Consider the following 13,404-nt stretch of genomic DNA (forward strand, 5'->3'; position numbering starts at 1 on the left):
TCCCCCCGGCGAACATCATGCGCTATAGGCCCGCGCGATGAACGCCCCCAACCCACCCAAGACCTTCCACGTCAAGTCGTTCGGCTGCCAGATGAACGTCTATGACGGCGAGCGCATGGCCGAGCTGATGGCGGCGCAGGGCATGACCGCTGCGGCCGATTCTGCAAGCGCCGATCTGGTCGTGCTCAACACCTGCCACATCCGCGAAAAGGCGACCGAAAAGGTGTTTTCGGACATTGGCCGGCTGCGCAAGGACGCCCGGATCGCGGACCGCGCGGCGCCGATGATCGCGGTGGCGGGGTGCGTCGCGCAGGCCGAGGGCGAGGAGATCGTGCGGCGCGCCAAGGTCGATGTCGTGGTCGGCCCGCAGGCCTATCACAATCTGCCCGAACTGGTCGCGCAGGCCGCGGCGGGGGGCAGCGCGCTCGATACCGGCATGCCGGCGATCGCCAAGTTCGGTGCGCTGCCGGCGCGGCGCAAGACCGGGCCATCGGCATTCCTGACGGTGCAGGAGGGATGCGACAAATTCTGCACCTATTGCGTGGTGCCCTATACGCGCGGCGCCGAGGTCAGCCGGCCGTTCGACGCGATCGTCGACGAAGCCAGGTCGCTGGTCGATGTCGGTGCGCGCGAGATCACGTTGCTGGGGCAGAACGTCAATGCGTGGGACGATGCGGCCGGAACCGGGCTGCACGGGCTGATAGCCGCGCTCGACAAGATCGAGGGGTTGGCGCGGATCCGCTATACCACCAGCCATCCCAACGACATGCGCGAAGGGTTGATCCGCGCGCATGCCGAGGTCGAGAAGCTGATGCCGTTCCTGCATCTGCCGGTGCAGGCGGGCAACGACCGCGTGCTCAAGGCAATGAACCGCAGCCATACGCGCGATTCCTATCTGCGGGTTCTCGACCGCGTGCGTGCGGCGCGGCCCGATATCGCACTGTCGGGTGACTTCATCGTCGGGTTTCCCGGCGAGACCGACGCCGAGTTCGCCGATACGCTGAGTCTGGTCGATGCGGTCGGTTATGCGCAGTGCTTCAGCTTCAAATATTCGCCGCGGCCCGGCACGCCGGCGGCCGAGATGGACGGGCAGGTCGCGCCTGCGGTGATGGACGAAAGGTTGCAGCGGCTGCAGGCGGCGCTCAACCGCGATCAGGCGGCGTTCAACGCTGCGACGCTGGGCCGGACCTGCAGCGTGCTGATCGAACGGCAGGGCAAGCTGCCCGGGCAGATGCTGGGCAAATCGCCCTGGCTGCAGTCGGTGCATCTGATGACCGATGCCAAGATCGGCGAACTGGTCGAGGTCGAGATCGTGCGCGCCGACCCCAATTCGCTGGCGGGCGTCGAACGGGTGAAGGCGGCGGCGTAAAGCCACCGCCTGCCCGTCGCCTAGAACCAGACGCGTACCCCGCCGACAAAGGCCCAGCCGCCAGTGCCTTCGCCCGCTGCCCGAGCGAAGTTCGCGGAGCGGCCGACCGAGCGTTCCCATTCGACGCCGATATAGGGCGCGAATTCGGGCACGATCTCGTAGCGCAGGCGCAGCCCGGCCTCGACCGACGAAAGCCCTGCGCCGATGCCGAACTCACGCACGTCCTGCGCGGCGAGATCGAGTTCGAGGCGCGGTTGCAGGATCAGCCGGTTGGTGAGGCGCTGGTCATATTCCGCCTCGATGCGGGCAGTCAGCTCACCCTTGGTCGAGAGAAAGGCGGCGGCGTCGATCTCGAACCAATAGGGCGCGAGGCCCTGAATGCCGACCACCAGATGCGTGCGGTCGGGACCGCGGCCCAAATCCTGCCGGATGCCCGCCTGCAGATTGAACCACGGATCGAGCGCGCGGCTGTAGAGCGCCTGCAATTCGACGGATTCGATCGGCTTGCCGAAATCGCCTTTGCCGCTGCCCTTGAGCCACAGCCGGTCATAGTCGCCGCCGAACCACGCCTCACCTTCGAAGGCATAGCCGTCGCGCCCGTCGCGCGCGCGATATTCGAGCCGGTCGAGCAGTACCTTGCTGCCCTTGAACGCGCCATGCTCGGCATAGACCGCGCGGCGCACGCGGGCCATTTCGGCAGGGTTCCAGATGGCGTCGGCGGCGTGTTCGAGGCCATTGAAGGCGGTGGCTGGCGGTGCGGCCTTGGGCGGTTCTACTGTCGGGGTAGGCGTAGCGGGTTTGCAATGGCCCATCGCTTCATGCTCGGGCGGGCATTTCGGATCGACGGCAGCCGGTGCGGGTGCGGGTGGCGCGACGGGCGGCGGGGGTGGTGATGCGGGCACCAGGGCCGATGACGCGGGGCGCGGTGCCGGTCTCGGCTTAGCCTTGGCTGTGGGTTTTGGCTGGGGCTTTGCGACCGGTCTGGCCTTTGCCGCAGCCTTGGGCTTCGCAGCCGGCGCCATCTTGCAGTGGCCCATTGCGGCATGTTCCGGCGTGCATTGGTTCGCGGCCGCGATCAGGAGCGCGGTGAGGAGGAGGCTCATTTCGCGTCTCCCTCCTTCATTGGCCGCACCTTGACGACGTTCATCATCCCGGCATGCATGTGGTAGAGCAGATGGCAGTGGAACGCCCAGTCGCCGGGCGCGTCGGCGGTGAGGTCGAAGCTCGCCTTGCCGCCGGGCATCACGTTGACCGTGTGCTTGACCGGGTGGCCGTGATCCTTGCCGGTCACCAGCTCGAAGAAATGCCCGTGGATGTGGATCGGGTGATTCATCATCGAATTGTTGATGAGGTTCACGCGCACGCGCTCGTTCAGTTCGAACCGGATCGGCTTGGCGCCCTCGTTCATCTTCCGGCCGTCGAACGACCACATGAAGCGTTCCATGTTGCCGGTGAGGTGGATGTCGATGCTGCGCGCCGGGGGACGCTCGTCTGGGAAGGGCACGAGCGGCGCGAGATCGTGATAGGTGAGCACGCGGTGCGGTTCGTTCTCCAGGCCCAGCGGGCGGTCGCCAGTGCGGTCGGCGGGCATCGGCGCGATCATGTCGACGCCAACGCCGACCTTGACCGCGGGCGGCACGAGCGACCTGTCGCGCATGCTGTGGTCCATTGCCGCAGCGGGCGCGCCCGGCGTGCAGTGGCCCATCTTGGCATGTTCGGGCGTGCAGCTGTCGTCCGACCCCATGTCCATGCCCATATCGCGCATTGACAGCGTCGGGCGCTTGCGAAGGACCGGGACCGGCGCGGTCATGCCGAGCCGCGGCGTGAGCGTGGCGCGGGCCATGCCGGAGCGGTCGATCGACTCCGCCACCAGCGTGTACGCGCGATCGGCGGTGGGCGTGACGATGACGTCATAGGTCTCGGCGACCGAGATCTGGAATTCGTCGGTCTCGACGGGGCGAACGGGCTGGCCGTCGGCCATCACCACGGTCATCGGCAGCCCGGGGATACGCAGGTTGAAGATCGTCATCGCCGAGGCATTGATGATGCGCAGCCGCACGCGCTCGCCGGGTTTGAACAACCCGGTCCAGTTCTCGGCAGGGCCATGGCCGTTGACGAGATAAACGTAGGTCGATCCGGTGACGTCGGCGATGTCGGATGGGTCCATCCGCATCTTGCCCCACATCGCGCGCTCGGCGGCGGACATGCCGCCGTCGCTCGCGGTCTGCTTCTGGCGGTTGAAATAGCCACCCTTCGATTTGAGCCTGGCGATCAGCTGATGCGGGTGGCGGAAGGTCCAGTCGGACAGGACGATCACATGCTCGCGGTCATAGGGCGCAGGCTCCGCGCCCTCGGGGTCGATCACCAGCGGGCCGTAATGACCCATCTGCTCCTGCAATCCCGAATGCGAATGGTACCAATAGGTGCCCGCCTGCTCGACCGGGAATTCGTAAGTGAAGGTCGTCCCGGGCTTGATGCCGGGAAAGCTGATCCCCGGCACGCCGTCCATGTGGAACGGCAGGATCAGCCCGTGCCAGTGGATCGATGTGTCCTCGTCCAGCGCGTTCTCGACATGCAGCCGGGCATTCTGCCCCTCGCGCAGGCGGATCAGCGGGGCGGGAAGCACGCCGTTGATCGTGATCGCGTGGCCGCTGCGGCCGCCGACCTTGAACAGGTCGTGCGCGATGCGCAGGCGGATGTCCTCGCCAGCCAGTATGGGGCTGTCGGGGCGCAGGCCGGGCGAGCCGCTCTGCGCCCATGCGGGAAACTCAGGGAGCCCGAGGCCGGCAAGGCCGAAGGCGCCGGCGCGCAGCAAGCTGCGCCGCCTGGTCATCAATGTCATTACATATTCCTGTCTGATCGAAAGGTGCGGCGGCCGGGATGGCCGCAGCTCGGGTTCGATCAGGTCCGGCGCGGCGGCGGGGGGTCGTGCTCGATCACGACGTCGTCAAGCGACGCGATGACCGGGATCGGCGCGGCGAGCGGCGACGACATGACGCGCAGCGGCAGCCGGGCCACCCCCGCCTCGACCCCGAAACAGGCGCCCATGCAGCGGAATTGCTTGGCCGGGGCGGGCTTGTCGCGGTCCTCGCCGGTATCGGCGCAATGGCTGGTGATTTCGCTCGCGCCGGGCGGCTGTGCGCGTTCGCTCGCCATCGCTAGCGGCGCGAAGAGCATCCCGCACAGGATCGCAAGGGTCAGGAGCCAGTGGCGCATGCGCCGAAACTAGGCGCCGGGGTCAGCGCCGGCAATAGGCGCTTGGCGTCGCGCCAAAGGTGCGGTGGAACATCGCGGTGAACGCGCTCGGGCTGTCATAGCCGACATCATAGGCGACCGAGGTGATCGCTTCGCCGGCGGAGATGCGCGAGGCGGCCTCCATCACCCGCACCTGCCGCCGCCAGGTGGCGAGGCCCATGCCGGTCTCATCGCGGAACGAGCGGGTGAAGGTGCGGCGCGACATGCCGGCCTGCCGCGCCCAGTAATCGATGTCGCGTGAGTCGCCCGGATCGGCGAGGATCGCCTCGCACACGCGGCGCAGGCGGCGGTCGACGGGCAGCTCGGCCTGCACGGGCACGTCGGGCATGCGGTCGATCTCGCCCAGCAGCAGCTCGACGATCGTGGTGCTGCGCGCATCGCTGTCATAGCGGCCCGCGAGCGCCACCACCTCGCCGATCAGTGCGCGCAGCAGCGCGGACGCCTCGAACACATGGCAGCGGTCATTGTGCGGCCGGAAGGCGCGATCGACATAGACGACCTGGAAGACGACGTCGCTGCGGCAGATCGTCTGGTGGTTGGTGCCCGGCGGTATCCAGATCGCCCGGTTGGGCGGCAGGATGAAGCTCGCGCCGTCGGTGTTGATCACCTGCACGCCCGAGCTGGCGAAGGCGAGCTGGGCATGCTCGTGCGCATGCCAGGGATCGACATAGCCGGCGCGGTAATGGTCCTCGAATGCCGCCAGCACGGGCAGGTCGGTAGGAAGGTCGGCGCTGCATATCATGACGAGGCTCCAACGCGATTGGCTCGATCAAACTATCCGGCGCCGGTTTATCTGCAACGGGCCTACCCCGAATTTACCCGTCGCGGGACGCCCTCACTCTTCTCCGCAGGAGGGGAAGGCGCCAGCCGGCGGCTTTGGCCCCGTGAAGGGGAATAAACTGGATGTGTTGTGGCCCAAACGATAGAGTCAGGGTGGATCATCGGCAGGATGGGCCGCGACAGAGCCCGCCGCCGAGACAAGCTGCGCCTGGGGAGGGCTATATGCTGGCTGAGACGTCGAATGTGGCGACCGCCGCCGATCGTGCGGCTCGTGCAAAGGACGACGCGGCGCTTGCCGCGATCCTGGAGAATGCCGGTGGCTGGCGGCTGATCCCGCAGGGCCAGCAGGCGGTCGTGCAGCGCGCGCTGGAAAAGCTGCCCGACGCGTGCATCCTCGCGCATCCGCGGCTGGCGCTGGCGCGGGTCTATCTCGGCATCAAGTCGGACGACACCTGCGCGGCGCGCGCCGACTATGACCGGCTGGTCGCGGCGGCGAGCCAGACCGACCTGCCGGGCGATCTGTGGACCGAAATTCGCGTCGTGGGCGACATCCTGGCCGATTACGAGAATGCGCCGGTGACGCTGGACGGGCTGCTGCAGCGCGAGGCGTTGTTGCGCACGCTGCCGGCCAACGATCATCTGATCCTCGCCAATGCCAGCGAGACGCTGAGCGCGCGCTATTTCGAGAGCGGCTGGCTCGACCATGCGCTCGAGCCGATGCTGGCGGCGCGCGAGCATTACCGCACGCTTGGGCTGCTCGACAGCGATCTGTTCACGCGGCTGTTCGAGGCGCGGGTGCGCTGGGCGCAGGGCGTGCACAAGGATGCCGCCGCGATCCTTGCCAGCGCGCATGCCGAGATCGCCGATATCGTCGGCGACCGGGTCGACCTTGCCGCCAATTGCGCGGCGTTCGACGCGGTGCTGCTGTACGAACAGGACCGTCCCGCCGACGCGCTGGCGCAGCTTGACTGGGCGCTGCCCTATATGGAGCAGTCGGACGGGTGGGTGGACGTCTTCGCCGCGGCCTATTTCACCGCGGCGCGCGCGCTGGTCGCACAGGGCGCGATCGAGGATGCGCAGGCGATGATCGCGCGGGCGCGCAGCCGTGCGGAACGCCGGCTGCTGCCCGAGCTCGAACAGCTTGCCAGCCTGTGCGAACTCGAACTGTATCTTCACCACGATCAGGACGCGGCGCGTGCGCGCGATTATGCCGACGAGATCGGGCTGGACGCACTGGCCGATGCGGTGGGCGAGGGGGCGTCGGTCTGGCGCACGGTGGTCACCGCGGCGCAGCTGTGCCGCGCGAAGCTGGCACTGCTCGAAGGGCGGCACGAGGCGGCGATCGCGGGGCTGCGCAATCTCAAGCACTGGGCCGGGCAGCATGGCGCGGGCCGGCTGCTGATCGACGTCAATCTGCTGCTTGCCTGCGGGCTGCGCGAAGCCGGCGCGGCGGACGAGGCCGAGACGTGCTTCGACGAGGCGGTCGGCCGGGCGATGTTCCAGGGGATCGTGCGGCCGTTCATCGATGCGTGGCGGTTCGTCGAACCCTCGCTCAAGGAACGGCTCAAGGCGGCGGCGCAGATGGACCGGTTCCGCGCGCAGTTCCTGACCACGCTCGCCCGCTCGCTGAGCACGCGGCCGCCGGGCACGCCGGTGCAGAGCCTGTTGAGCGATGCCGAGGCGACGATCCTCGAGCATCTCTCGCTCGGCTATTCGAACAAGGAAATCGCGCGGCTGATCGGCAAGTCGCCCGATACGGTGAAGTACCGGCTCAAATCGGTGTTCCGCAAGATCGGCGTGCACAAGCGCCGCGACGCGGTGCGCGTGCTGCGCGAACGCGGGCTGATCGCCGAACGCGACCGGGCGGCGGCGCGCGGCTAGCTTGCCTGCCTGCAACTGAAGTTGCGCGGATCGTTGACGTCGCCACTGCCCTTGTAGCGCGCGATCTTCGGGAAGGGACACCAGGGCCGTCGGCGCGTGCCGCCGTCGATCTTGCCCGATCCGATCAGCGTGTTGGCGGCATTGGTGGCGTCGGGGGCGACGCCGCGCTCGACCCAGTTCTGGATCGCGGTCAGCCACAATTCCTCATGCGCCTTGCGCGTCGCGCCGACCGGGCCGCCCTCGCAATGGCCCATGCCCGGGATCATGAACAGGCGGGCGAAGTTGCCCGTGGCGCGTGCGCCCATCTGGCGCTGGATGCGCTGATAGGCGTCGATCGAGAGATAGGGCGTGATCAGTCCGTCGGACCAGCCGTGATGGAGGATCAGCTTGCCGCCGCGCCGGTCGAACGCGCGCAGGTCGGGGTTGATCGCGTCGTACACGGCGCTCCACTGGCGGCGGCCGGAATCGATGTCGCGGTCCCAGTCCATCGACAGCAGGTTCCAGTCGGGATTGCGCTGCATAACCAGCCGGTAGAAATCATAATAGCTGCCGGTCAGCGGCTGCGTCTGGTCGTGCCATTCCCAGTAAGTCTCGCTGCCGGGGGCAAAGCCCGGCGCCAGCCGGCGGCCGGCGGAGGTGTGCGGGCCGCGATAGATCTCGCGTGTCGCGGCGACCTGTGCGGGGTTGAGGCACAGCGCCGTGTCAGTGCCTTTCGCGCCGCAGGCGAGTTCAGCCGGATCGAAGCGGCACAGGCGCGGGTCTTCGATCTGCCCATCGGCGAGGCCGTCGGCGCGGTCGCATCTGGCGAGCACATGGCGGCTGACCGCGGCCAGTTGCGGCTTGGATAGCCCGCCGGCGCGGTTGTCGCGCACCACGCGCGTCACCGCCCAGGCCTGCGCCGCCATCATCCGGCTCCAGTCGCCGCCATGCGCGCCGGCGACGATGCCGTCATAGTCGCCGGGATAGCGCTGCGCCTCCATCATGCCGTGATGCCCCCCCTGCGAACAGCCGAGATAATAAGCGCGTTGCACCGGCCGGCCGTAATAGGTGGCGGCGACCTGCTTCGCGATCACTGTCGCGAGATGCTGCGCGCGGCTGGCGAAATCGACGACTTGGGTGCGGCGAACGGTGCGGGTCGCGGCGTCGAACGCCCAGCTCTGTTCGTAGAAATTGGCGCTCTTGTGCCCGTTATCGTGGGTCATGGCGGCGAACCCGCGCGACAGCGGCATGGGCAGCGAGGCATATTGGAACGCGCCCATCGAGGCGCCGACGGCGGTGCCGTAGAAGCGGCCGTTCCACACCGGGGCGAGCGGCAGCCACACCTCGAAGCCGATCCGCGAATCCGGCACGGGCGAGATCGTGCCCCCGACCCGGCAGAAGGGCTGCTCGACTTTTGCGCGGCCGTAAAAGCCCTCAGGGCTGGTCCACGGCTTGTCCGCGCTCGCTGCGATCGGCTCGGCGAGCGTGATGCGCGTGCCGTGCGGCAGGGTAAGGCGGGCGAGCCGCTGGCAGCCGTCCGCGCCGGCCTGTGGCGCGCCGCGGGCGAGGGCGACGGGGGATGAGAAGGCGACGCACAACGCGATTCCGGCGAGTGCTTGCCGCCATCCGTGCCGATGTCCCATCGCTGATCCCCTCACGCTGCGCCGCACGGCGATCCTAGCGAAGTGCGCGTTCGCCCGTATCGCGGCAATCGGGGTAAACCGGCCACGCCCCAAGGGTAAGGCGTGGCCGAGATGACGGTCGTCACCTTCACCTGAACTTCTTGGCCACCGAGAAGGTGATCACCCGCGCCGCGCCATAGGAGCAGCCGATGAACGAGGTGCAGATCGCGATATAGTTCTTGTCGAACACGTTGTTCGCGTTGAGGTAGAAGCTCCAGTCGTCGACGCGGTAATGCGCCACCGCGTCGAAGATCGTCACCGCCGGCACCATGAAGTAGTTTGCGGCGTCGCCATATTTGTTGCTGGTGTAGCGCGCGCCGGCGCCGATGCCGAAGCCTTCGAACGGCCCGTCGGGGAAGGTATAGTCGATGAACGCCGAGGCCTGGGTCTCCGGGATGGCAGGCAGGCGCTTGCCGAGGATCGGAATTCCGGGGAGCGCGGGCTGGCCGGGCGGGGTGAGCACCGTGTTCGGCGCGTTGGTCGCGGTCACGATCGGATCCGCCCAGGTAAAGGCGAGGTTGAAGGTGAGGCCGTTAGCGAGCCTGCCGCTGCCCTCCAGCTCGATGCCGCGCATCCGCGACTTGCCCGACTGGACCTGGAAGCCGGTATGGGTCGGGTCGGGATCGTTGGTCAGCACATTGTCGATATTATATTCGAACGCCGCCGCGCTCAGGAAGATGCGGCTGTCCCCGCCCATGCCCTTGACGTCATATTTGAGGCCGGCCTCGATCTGCGTGCTGGTCTGCGGCTGGAATGGAGTGCCGAAGAAATCGGTGCCGAAGATCGGCGAGAAGGAGCGCGAATAGCCGACATAGGGCGCGAGGCCGATCGAGGTGACGTAGTTCGCGCCGACGCGGTACGACCAGGCTTCGTTGTGCTGCCGGGTCCGGACGTTGTTGATCAGATTACGGGTGAAGCCGTCGACCGTGTCATGGCGCGCGCCGGCGGTGAGGACGAAATCGCCGACCTTGATGCGATCCTGCCCGTACCAGCCGAACTGCGTCTGCTTCTGCAGCGTCCGCGAAGTGAGCGTCGGAATGACGATCGACGAATTCGCCGGATAGACCGGGGCGAAGATATCGATCGCCGCCGCGGTGTTCGTGCCCGAGACGCTCGGGATATAGGCGCTGTAGAAATCGAAGCCGAGGGTCAGTTCGTGGCTGAGCGGCCCTGTGCCGAACGTCCAGTTGGTGCGGGTATCCACCGTCCAGCGCGCGGTGGTGGACTTGGAGGCCGATCCGGTGCGGTTCACCGTGCGCAGGTTCGCCGCCATGCTGCTCGCGAAGACCGACACGGCGTCGAAGACATATTCGCCATATTTGACCGTCTGGGAAACCGACAGCAGGTTGCTGAACTTGTGATCGAACAGATAGCCGACGTCGAACTGGCGCAGGAAGTTGCCGGCGAAATCGGGCTGGCCCGACGCGCGTTCGCGCGGGATCACGCCATTGGGATTGGGCGCCTGCGTGCCGAAATAGGGCAGGAACTGCAGCGTGCAGCACGAGCCATCGCGCTGATAAAGCCCGGTCAGCAGGATCGAGGTGTCCGCGTCGGGCTCGAACGCCAGCGAAGCGAGGCCGGCCCAGCGATAGGCGAAGGCGCCATCGACCTGATGCTGCTTGTCATAGGCGGTGCCGGTCATGCGGAACATCAGCGTCTTGCTCGCATTGAGCGGCCCGGTGATGTCGGCCGAGCCTTGTTTGAGCTCATAGGAGCCAACCGTGCCGCGCAGCTCGGCGCTGAACTCCGACTGCGGGCGGCGCGTCGTGAGGTTGTAGATGCCGCCGGGCGGCACCTGACCGTAAAAGGCCGAGTTCGGCCCTTTCAGAATCTCGACGCGCTCCATCAGATAGAGGTCGATATTGGTGTTGCGCAGCGCGCCGACCGGCGAGAGCACGCCGTCGACGAACTGGTCGGGCGTGAAGGCGCGGATGCGCAGCGAGCTGCCGCGTTCGTCGGGGCCAAAGCCTTCGCCGACCACGCCGGAGATGTAGCGGACGGTCTGCTCGGTCTTGGTCCAGCCCAGCAGGTCGATGCGGTCGCGGCTGATGACCGAGATTGACTGCGGGACCTCGATCAGCGGCGCCTTGTCCTTGGAGACCGGGTTGGTGTCGACATAGTTCTTGCCGATAACGAGGATTTCGTCATCGCGGGTTGGTTCGCTGTCCTGCGCCAGCGCCGGTCCCGCGAGCGATGCCGCGGCGAATGCGGCGCCCGCGATGACGGCGCGCGAGCAGCTCTGCAAGAGCCGGGATTGCGGCTGAATGCGAAGTTCCATGATGGCCCCCCTTTTAATATGATCCCGAAGACCCCGCTCCGGACCGCATGCTTCGATGCGTAGCTGCATATTACGGGTAAGGTGTCCCCGCGTCGCACCTCAATCAGGGTAAAGAAGGGTAATGTCGGCCGAAAGGCGAAGCAGACAAGATCATAGTCGAGCCGAGACTATGAGCCTCGCCGTCAAGTAAAGTCGAAACCGCGGCCGGTCATGCGGCGTGACAGCGGGCGATTTCGACGGGCGTGCCACGAGGTTCGATCAATGGCATGATGGCGGATGGTTTCTTCAGCAACCACTGCGTTAGGGTTTCCGATGCCCGTCGAACACCGAACCGAGCCCGCATCCTTCACCGTGCCGCCACGGATCGCATTGCTGTCGATCGTGGGGTTCTGGGTCTTCTACTTCGTCAGCGTGACGGCGCGTGCCGCGATCCTTGCCCGCCCAGGCTATAACTGGATGACGGTAGACAACCGCGCTTGGGTGGCCCTTTGCGGTATCGGCTTCACCTGGCTGCTTTATCTGGCGTTACAACGCTTTTCGCGCCGGACGCTGCGCGCGCGCGTGGCGGCGGCTTTTCTGCTGTCCGCCGCTTGTGCGACCGCCTATTCCACGGTCAACTACCTCTCCTTCTACGTCTACGACCCCCTTCCGCCCGAACTGGAACACGGCAAGCAGGAAAGCGAGCGCGAGCCGAAGGATCCGGCGAAAGTCATCGCCGAAAATGCGCTTCACTGGTATTTCTTCATCCTCGCCTGGGCGGTGTTCTACCTCGCTTTGTCCTATGCCGGCGCAGTGCGGGCGTCGGAGCGTGAGGCGGCGCGGCTGCGCGCGGCGGCGCAGACCGCAGAGCTGCGCGCGCTGCGCTATCAGGTCAATCCGCACTTCCTGTTCAACACGCTCAACTCGATTTCGGCGCTGGTCATGGCGGGCAAGCGCGCCGAGGCGGAGGCGATGATTCTCAACCTCTCGACCTTCTTCCGCACCAGCCTCGCCAGCGAGCCGACCGAGGACGTGCCGCTGGCCGAGGAGATTGCGGTGCAGAAACTCTATCTCGAGATCGAGGCGGTGCGCTTTCCCGAGCGGCTGCGCGCCACGTTCGATATCGATCCCGCGGCGGCGGCGGCGTGCGTGCCTGGCCTGATCCTCCAGCCGCTGATCGAGAATGCCGTGAAATATGGCGTCGCGCCGGCGCGGCGTCCGGTCGATATCCGCGTGATCGCGCGAGTGGCGAGCGATATGCTCGAAGTGAGCGTGCAGGACGATGGCAACGGCGCCAAGGCACTGAACGGGACCGGGGTCGGGCTGCGCAACGTGCGCGACCGGCTGGCGGCGCGCTTCGGCGGCGTGGCCTCGCTCACCGCCGGCAAGCGGCCCGAGGGCGGGTTCGAGGCGAAGCTGGTGCTGCCGCTGGTGACTCATGGCTGCTGAACGGCTGCGCACGCTGATCGTCGATGACGAGCCGCTCGCGGTCGAGCGGATGCAGATCCTGTGCGCCGGCATCCCGCAGATCGATTTGATCGGCACCGCGAGCGATGGCGAGGCGGCGCTGCGGCTGATCGATGCGCTCAGCCCCGATCTGGTGCTGCTGGACGTCGCCATGCCGCAGCGCGACGGACTTGCGGTGGCGACTGCGCTGGCCGATGCGGCGCATCGCCCGGCGGTCATCTTCTGCACCGCGTTCGAGCAGCATGCGGTCGCGGCGTTCGACGTCGCGGCGGTGGATTATGTGCTCAAGCCGGTCAGCGCCGAACGGCTGGCGCGCGCGGTCGCCCGCGCGGCCGACGCGGCGGGGCGCGCGCAACCCGGGCCGCAACCGGCCAGCTCGCGCTGGATCGAGGAATTCTGGGTGCCGCACCGGTCGGAGATGATCCGGCTGAGCGCCGCCGATATCGACCGGATCGATGCCGAGCGCGACTATATGCGGCTGAGCGTGGGCGGCCGCGGTTATCTGATTCACCAGACGATCAGCGAGCTCGAACGGCGGCTCGACCCGGCGCAGTTCGTGCGGCTCCACCGCTCGACGATCGTGCGCAAGGACCGCATCGCCAAGCTGCGTCACGATGGGCTGGGGGTGTGGCATGCCGAACTGCGCGACGGCGAACTGGTGCGGATCGGCCGCACCTATCAGGCCGCGGCAAAAGCGATCATGGCGAAATAGCCCCGCCCGCAGATGGGCTCGC

10 protein-coding genes are annotated in these 13,404 nt (G+C 67.1%); 4 read left to right on the forward strand and 6 right to left on the reverse strand.

Annotated elements, in window-relative coordinates; genetic code table 11:
* Nucleotides 1–37: 37 nt before the first annotated feature.
* The gene (gene miaB / locus M9978_RS05270) at nucleotides 38–1,369 is read left to right on the forward strand and encodes a tRNA (N6-isopentenyl adenosine(37)-C2)-methylthiotransferase MiaB (protein ID WP_254291931.1); all 1,332 of its coding nucleotides are present in this window, start codon (nucleotides 38–40) and stop codon (nucleotides 1,367–1,369) included.
* 20 nt (nucleotides 1,370–1,389) lie between these two features.
* On the opposite strand, the gene M9978_RS23275 is transcribed toward miaB, so the two are convergent.
* The 4 genes from M9978_RS23275 to M9978_RS05290 all read right to left on the reverse strand — a co-directional run bounded on the left by M9978_RS23275 (nucleotide 1,390) and on the right by M9978_RS05290 (nucleotide 5,366).
* On the reverse strand, nucleotides 1,390–2,061 hold the full coding sequence (locus M9978_RS23275; RefSeq protein ID WP_367305045.1) for a copper resistance protein B: 672 nt from the start codon (nucleotides 2,059–2,061) through the stop codon (nucleotides 1,390–1,392).
* A 407-nt stretch (nucleotides 2,062–2,468) separates the two neighbouring features.
* Nucleotides 2,469–4,211, reverse strand: coding sequence for a copper resistance system multicopper oxidase (locus M9978_RS05280; protein WP_254291933.1), 1,743 nt, complete (start codon nucleotides 4,209–4,211; stop codon nucleotides 2,469–2,471).
* 59 nt (nucleotides 4,212–4,270) lie between these two features.
* Nucleotides 4,271–4,585: a hypothetical protein gene (locus M9978_RS05285; protein ID WP_254291934.1), complete on the reverse strand. Its 315-nt coding sequence runs from the start codon at nucleotides 4,583–4,585 to the stop codon at nucleotides 4,271–4,273.
* 22 nt (nucleotides 4,586–4,607) lie between these two features.
* Nucleotides 4,608–5,366 (reverse strand): AraC family transcriptional regulator, encoded by a 759-nt coding sequence (locus tag M9978_RS05290; protein ID WP_254291935.1) that lies wholly within the window; start codon nucleotides 5,364–5,366, stop codon nucleotides 4,608–4,610.
* Between the two features lie 260 nt (nucleotides 5,367–5,626).
* On the opposite strand from M9978_RS05290, the gene M9978_RS05295 reads away from it, so the two are divergent.
* Nucleotides 5,627–7,285, forward strand: coding sequence for a helix-turn-helix transcriptional regulator (locus tag M9978_RS05295; RefSeq protein ID WP_254291936.1), 1,659 nt, complete (start codon nucleotides 5,627–5,629; stop codon nucleotides 7,283–7,285).
* Here the strand turns inward: M9978_RS05295 and M9978_RS05300 are convergent.
* The gene (locus tag M9978_RS05300; RefSeq protein WP_254291937.1) at nucleotides 7,282–8,907 is read right to left on the reverse strand and encodes a tannase/feruloyl esterase family alpha/beta hydrolase; all 1,626 of its coding nucleotides are present in this window, start codon (nucleotides 8,905–8,907) and stop codon (nucleotides 7,282–7,284) included. The two genes, M9978_RS05295 and M9978_RS05300, sit on opposite strands and share 4 nt — an antisense overlap.
* A gap of 127 nt (nucleotides 8,908–9,034) precedes the next feature.
* Nucleotides 9,035–11,224 (reverse strand): TonB-dependent siderophore receptor, encoded by a 2,190-nt coding sequence (locus tag M9978_RS05305; RefSeq protein ID WP_254291938.1) that lies wholly within the window; start codon nucleotides 11,222–11,224, stop codon nucleotides 9,035–9,037.
* 312 nt (nucleotides 11,225–11,536) lie between these two features.
* On the opposite strand from M9978_RS05305, the gene M9978_RS05310 reads away from it, so the two are divergent.
* Nucleotides 11,537–12,652 (forward strand): sensor histidine kinase, encoded by a 1,116-nt coding sequence (locus tag M9978_RS05310; protein WP_254291939.1) that lies wholly within the window; start codon nucleotides 11,537–11,539, stop codon nucleotides 12,650–12,652.
* The gene (locus M9978_RS05315) at nucleotides 12,642–13,382 is read left to right on the forward strand and encodes a LytR/AlgR family response regulator transcription factor (protein ID WP_254291940.1); all 741 of its coding nucleotides are present in this window, start codon (nucleotides 12,642–12,644) and stop codon (nucleotides 13,380–13,382) included. The genes M9978_RS05310 and M9978_RS05315 overlap by 11 nt, the downstream gene beginning before the upstream one ends.
* Nucleotides 13,383–13,404 lie beyond the last annotated feature (22 nt).

The sequence above is a fragment of the Sphingomonas tagetis genome, assembly GCF_024211275.1.
Classification (GTDB): domain Bacteria; phylum Pseudomonadota; class Alphaproteobacteria; order Sphingomonadales; family Sphingomonadaceae; genus Sphingomonas; species Sphingomonas tagetis.

What these genes read in the sequence shown, in the direction of transcription:
- miaB (WP_254291931.1), top strand. Translation starts at nt 38, where the DNA reads ATGAACGCCCCCAACCCACCCAAGACCTTCCACGTCAAGTCGTTCGGC.
- M9978_RS23275 (WP_367305045.1), bottom strand. Translation starts at nt 2,061, where the DNA reads ATGGCCCGCGTGCGCCGCGCGGTCTATGCCGAGCATGGCGCGTTCAAG.
- M9978_RS05280 (WP_254291933.1), bottom strand. Translation starts at nt 4,211, where the DNA reads ATGACATTGATGACCAGGCGGCGCAGCTTGCTGCGCGCCGGCGCCTTC.
- M9978_RS05285 (WP_254291934.1), bottom strand. Translation starts at nt 4,585, where the DNA reads ATGCGCCACTGGCTCCTGACCCTTGCGATCCTGTGCGGGATGCTCTTC.
- M9978_RS05290 (WP_254291935.1), bottom strand. Translation starts at nt 5,366, where the DNA reads ATGATATGCAGCGCCGACCTTCCTACCGACCTGCCCGTGCTGGCGGCA.
- M9978_RS05295 (WP_254291936.1), top strand. Translation starts at nt 5,627, where the DNA reads ATGCTGGCTGAGACGTCGAATGTGGCGACCGCCGCCGATCGTGCGGCT.
- M9978_RS05300 (WP_254291937.1), bottom strand. Translation starts at nt 8,907, where the DNA reads ATGGGACATCGGCACGGATGGCGGCAAGCACTCGCCGGAATCGCGTTG.
- M9978_RS05305 (WP_254291938.1), bottom strand. Translation starts at nt 11,224, where the DNA reads ATGGAACTTCGCATTCAGCCGCAATCCCGGCTCTTGCAGAGCTGCTCG.
- M9978_RS05310 (WP_254291939.1), top strand. Translation starts at nt 11,537, where the DNA reads ATGCCCGTCGAACACCGAACCGAGCCCGCATCCTTCACCGTGCCGCCA.
- M9978_RS05315 (WP_254291940.1), top strand. Translation starts at nt 12,642, where the DNA reads ATGGCTGCTGAACGGCTGCGCACGCTGATCGTCGATGACGAGCCGCTC.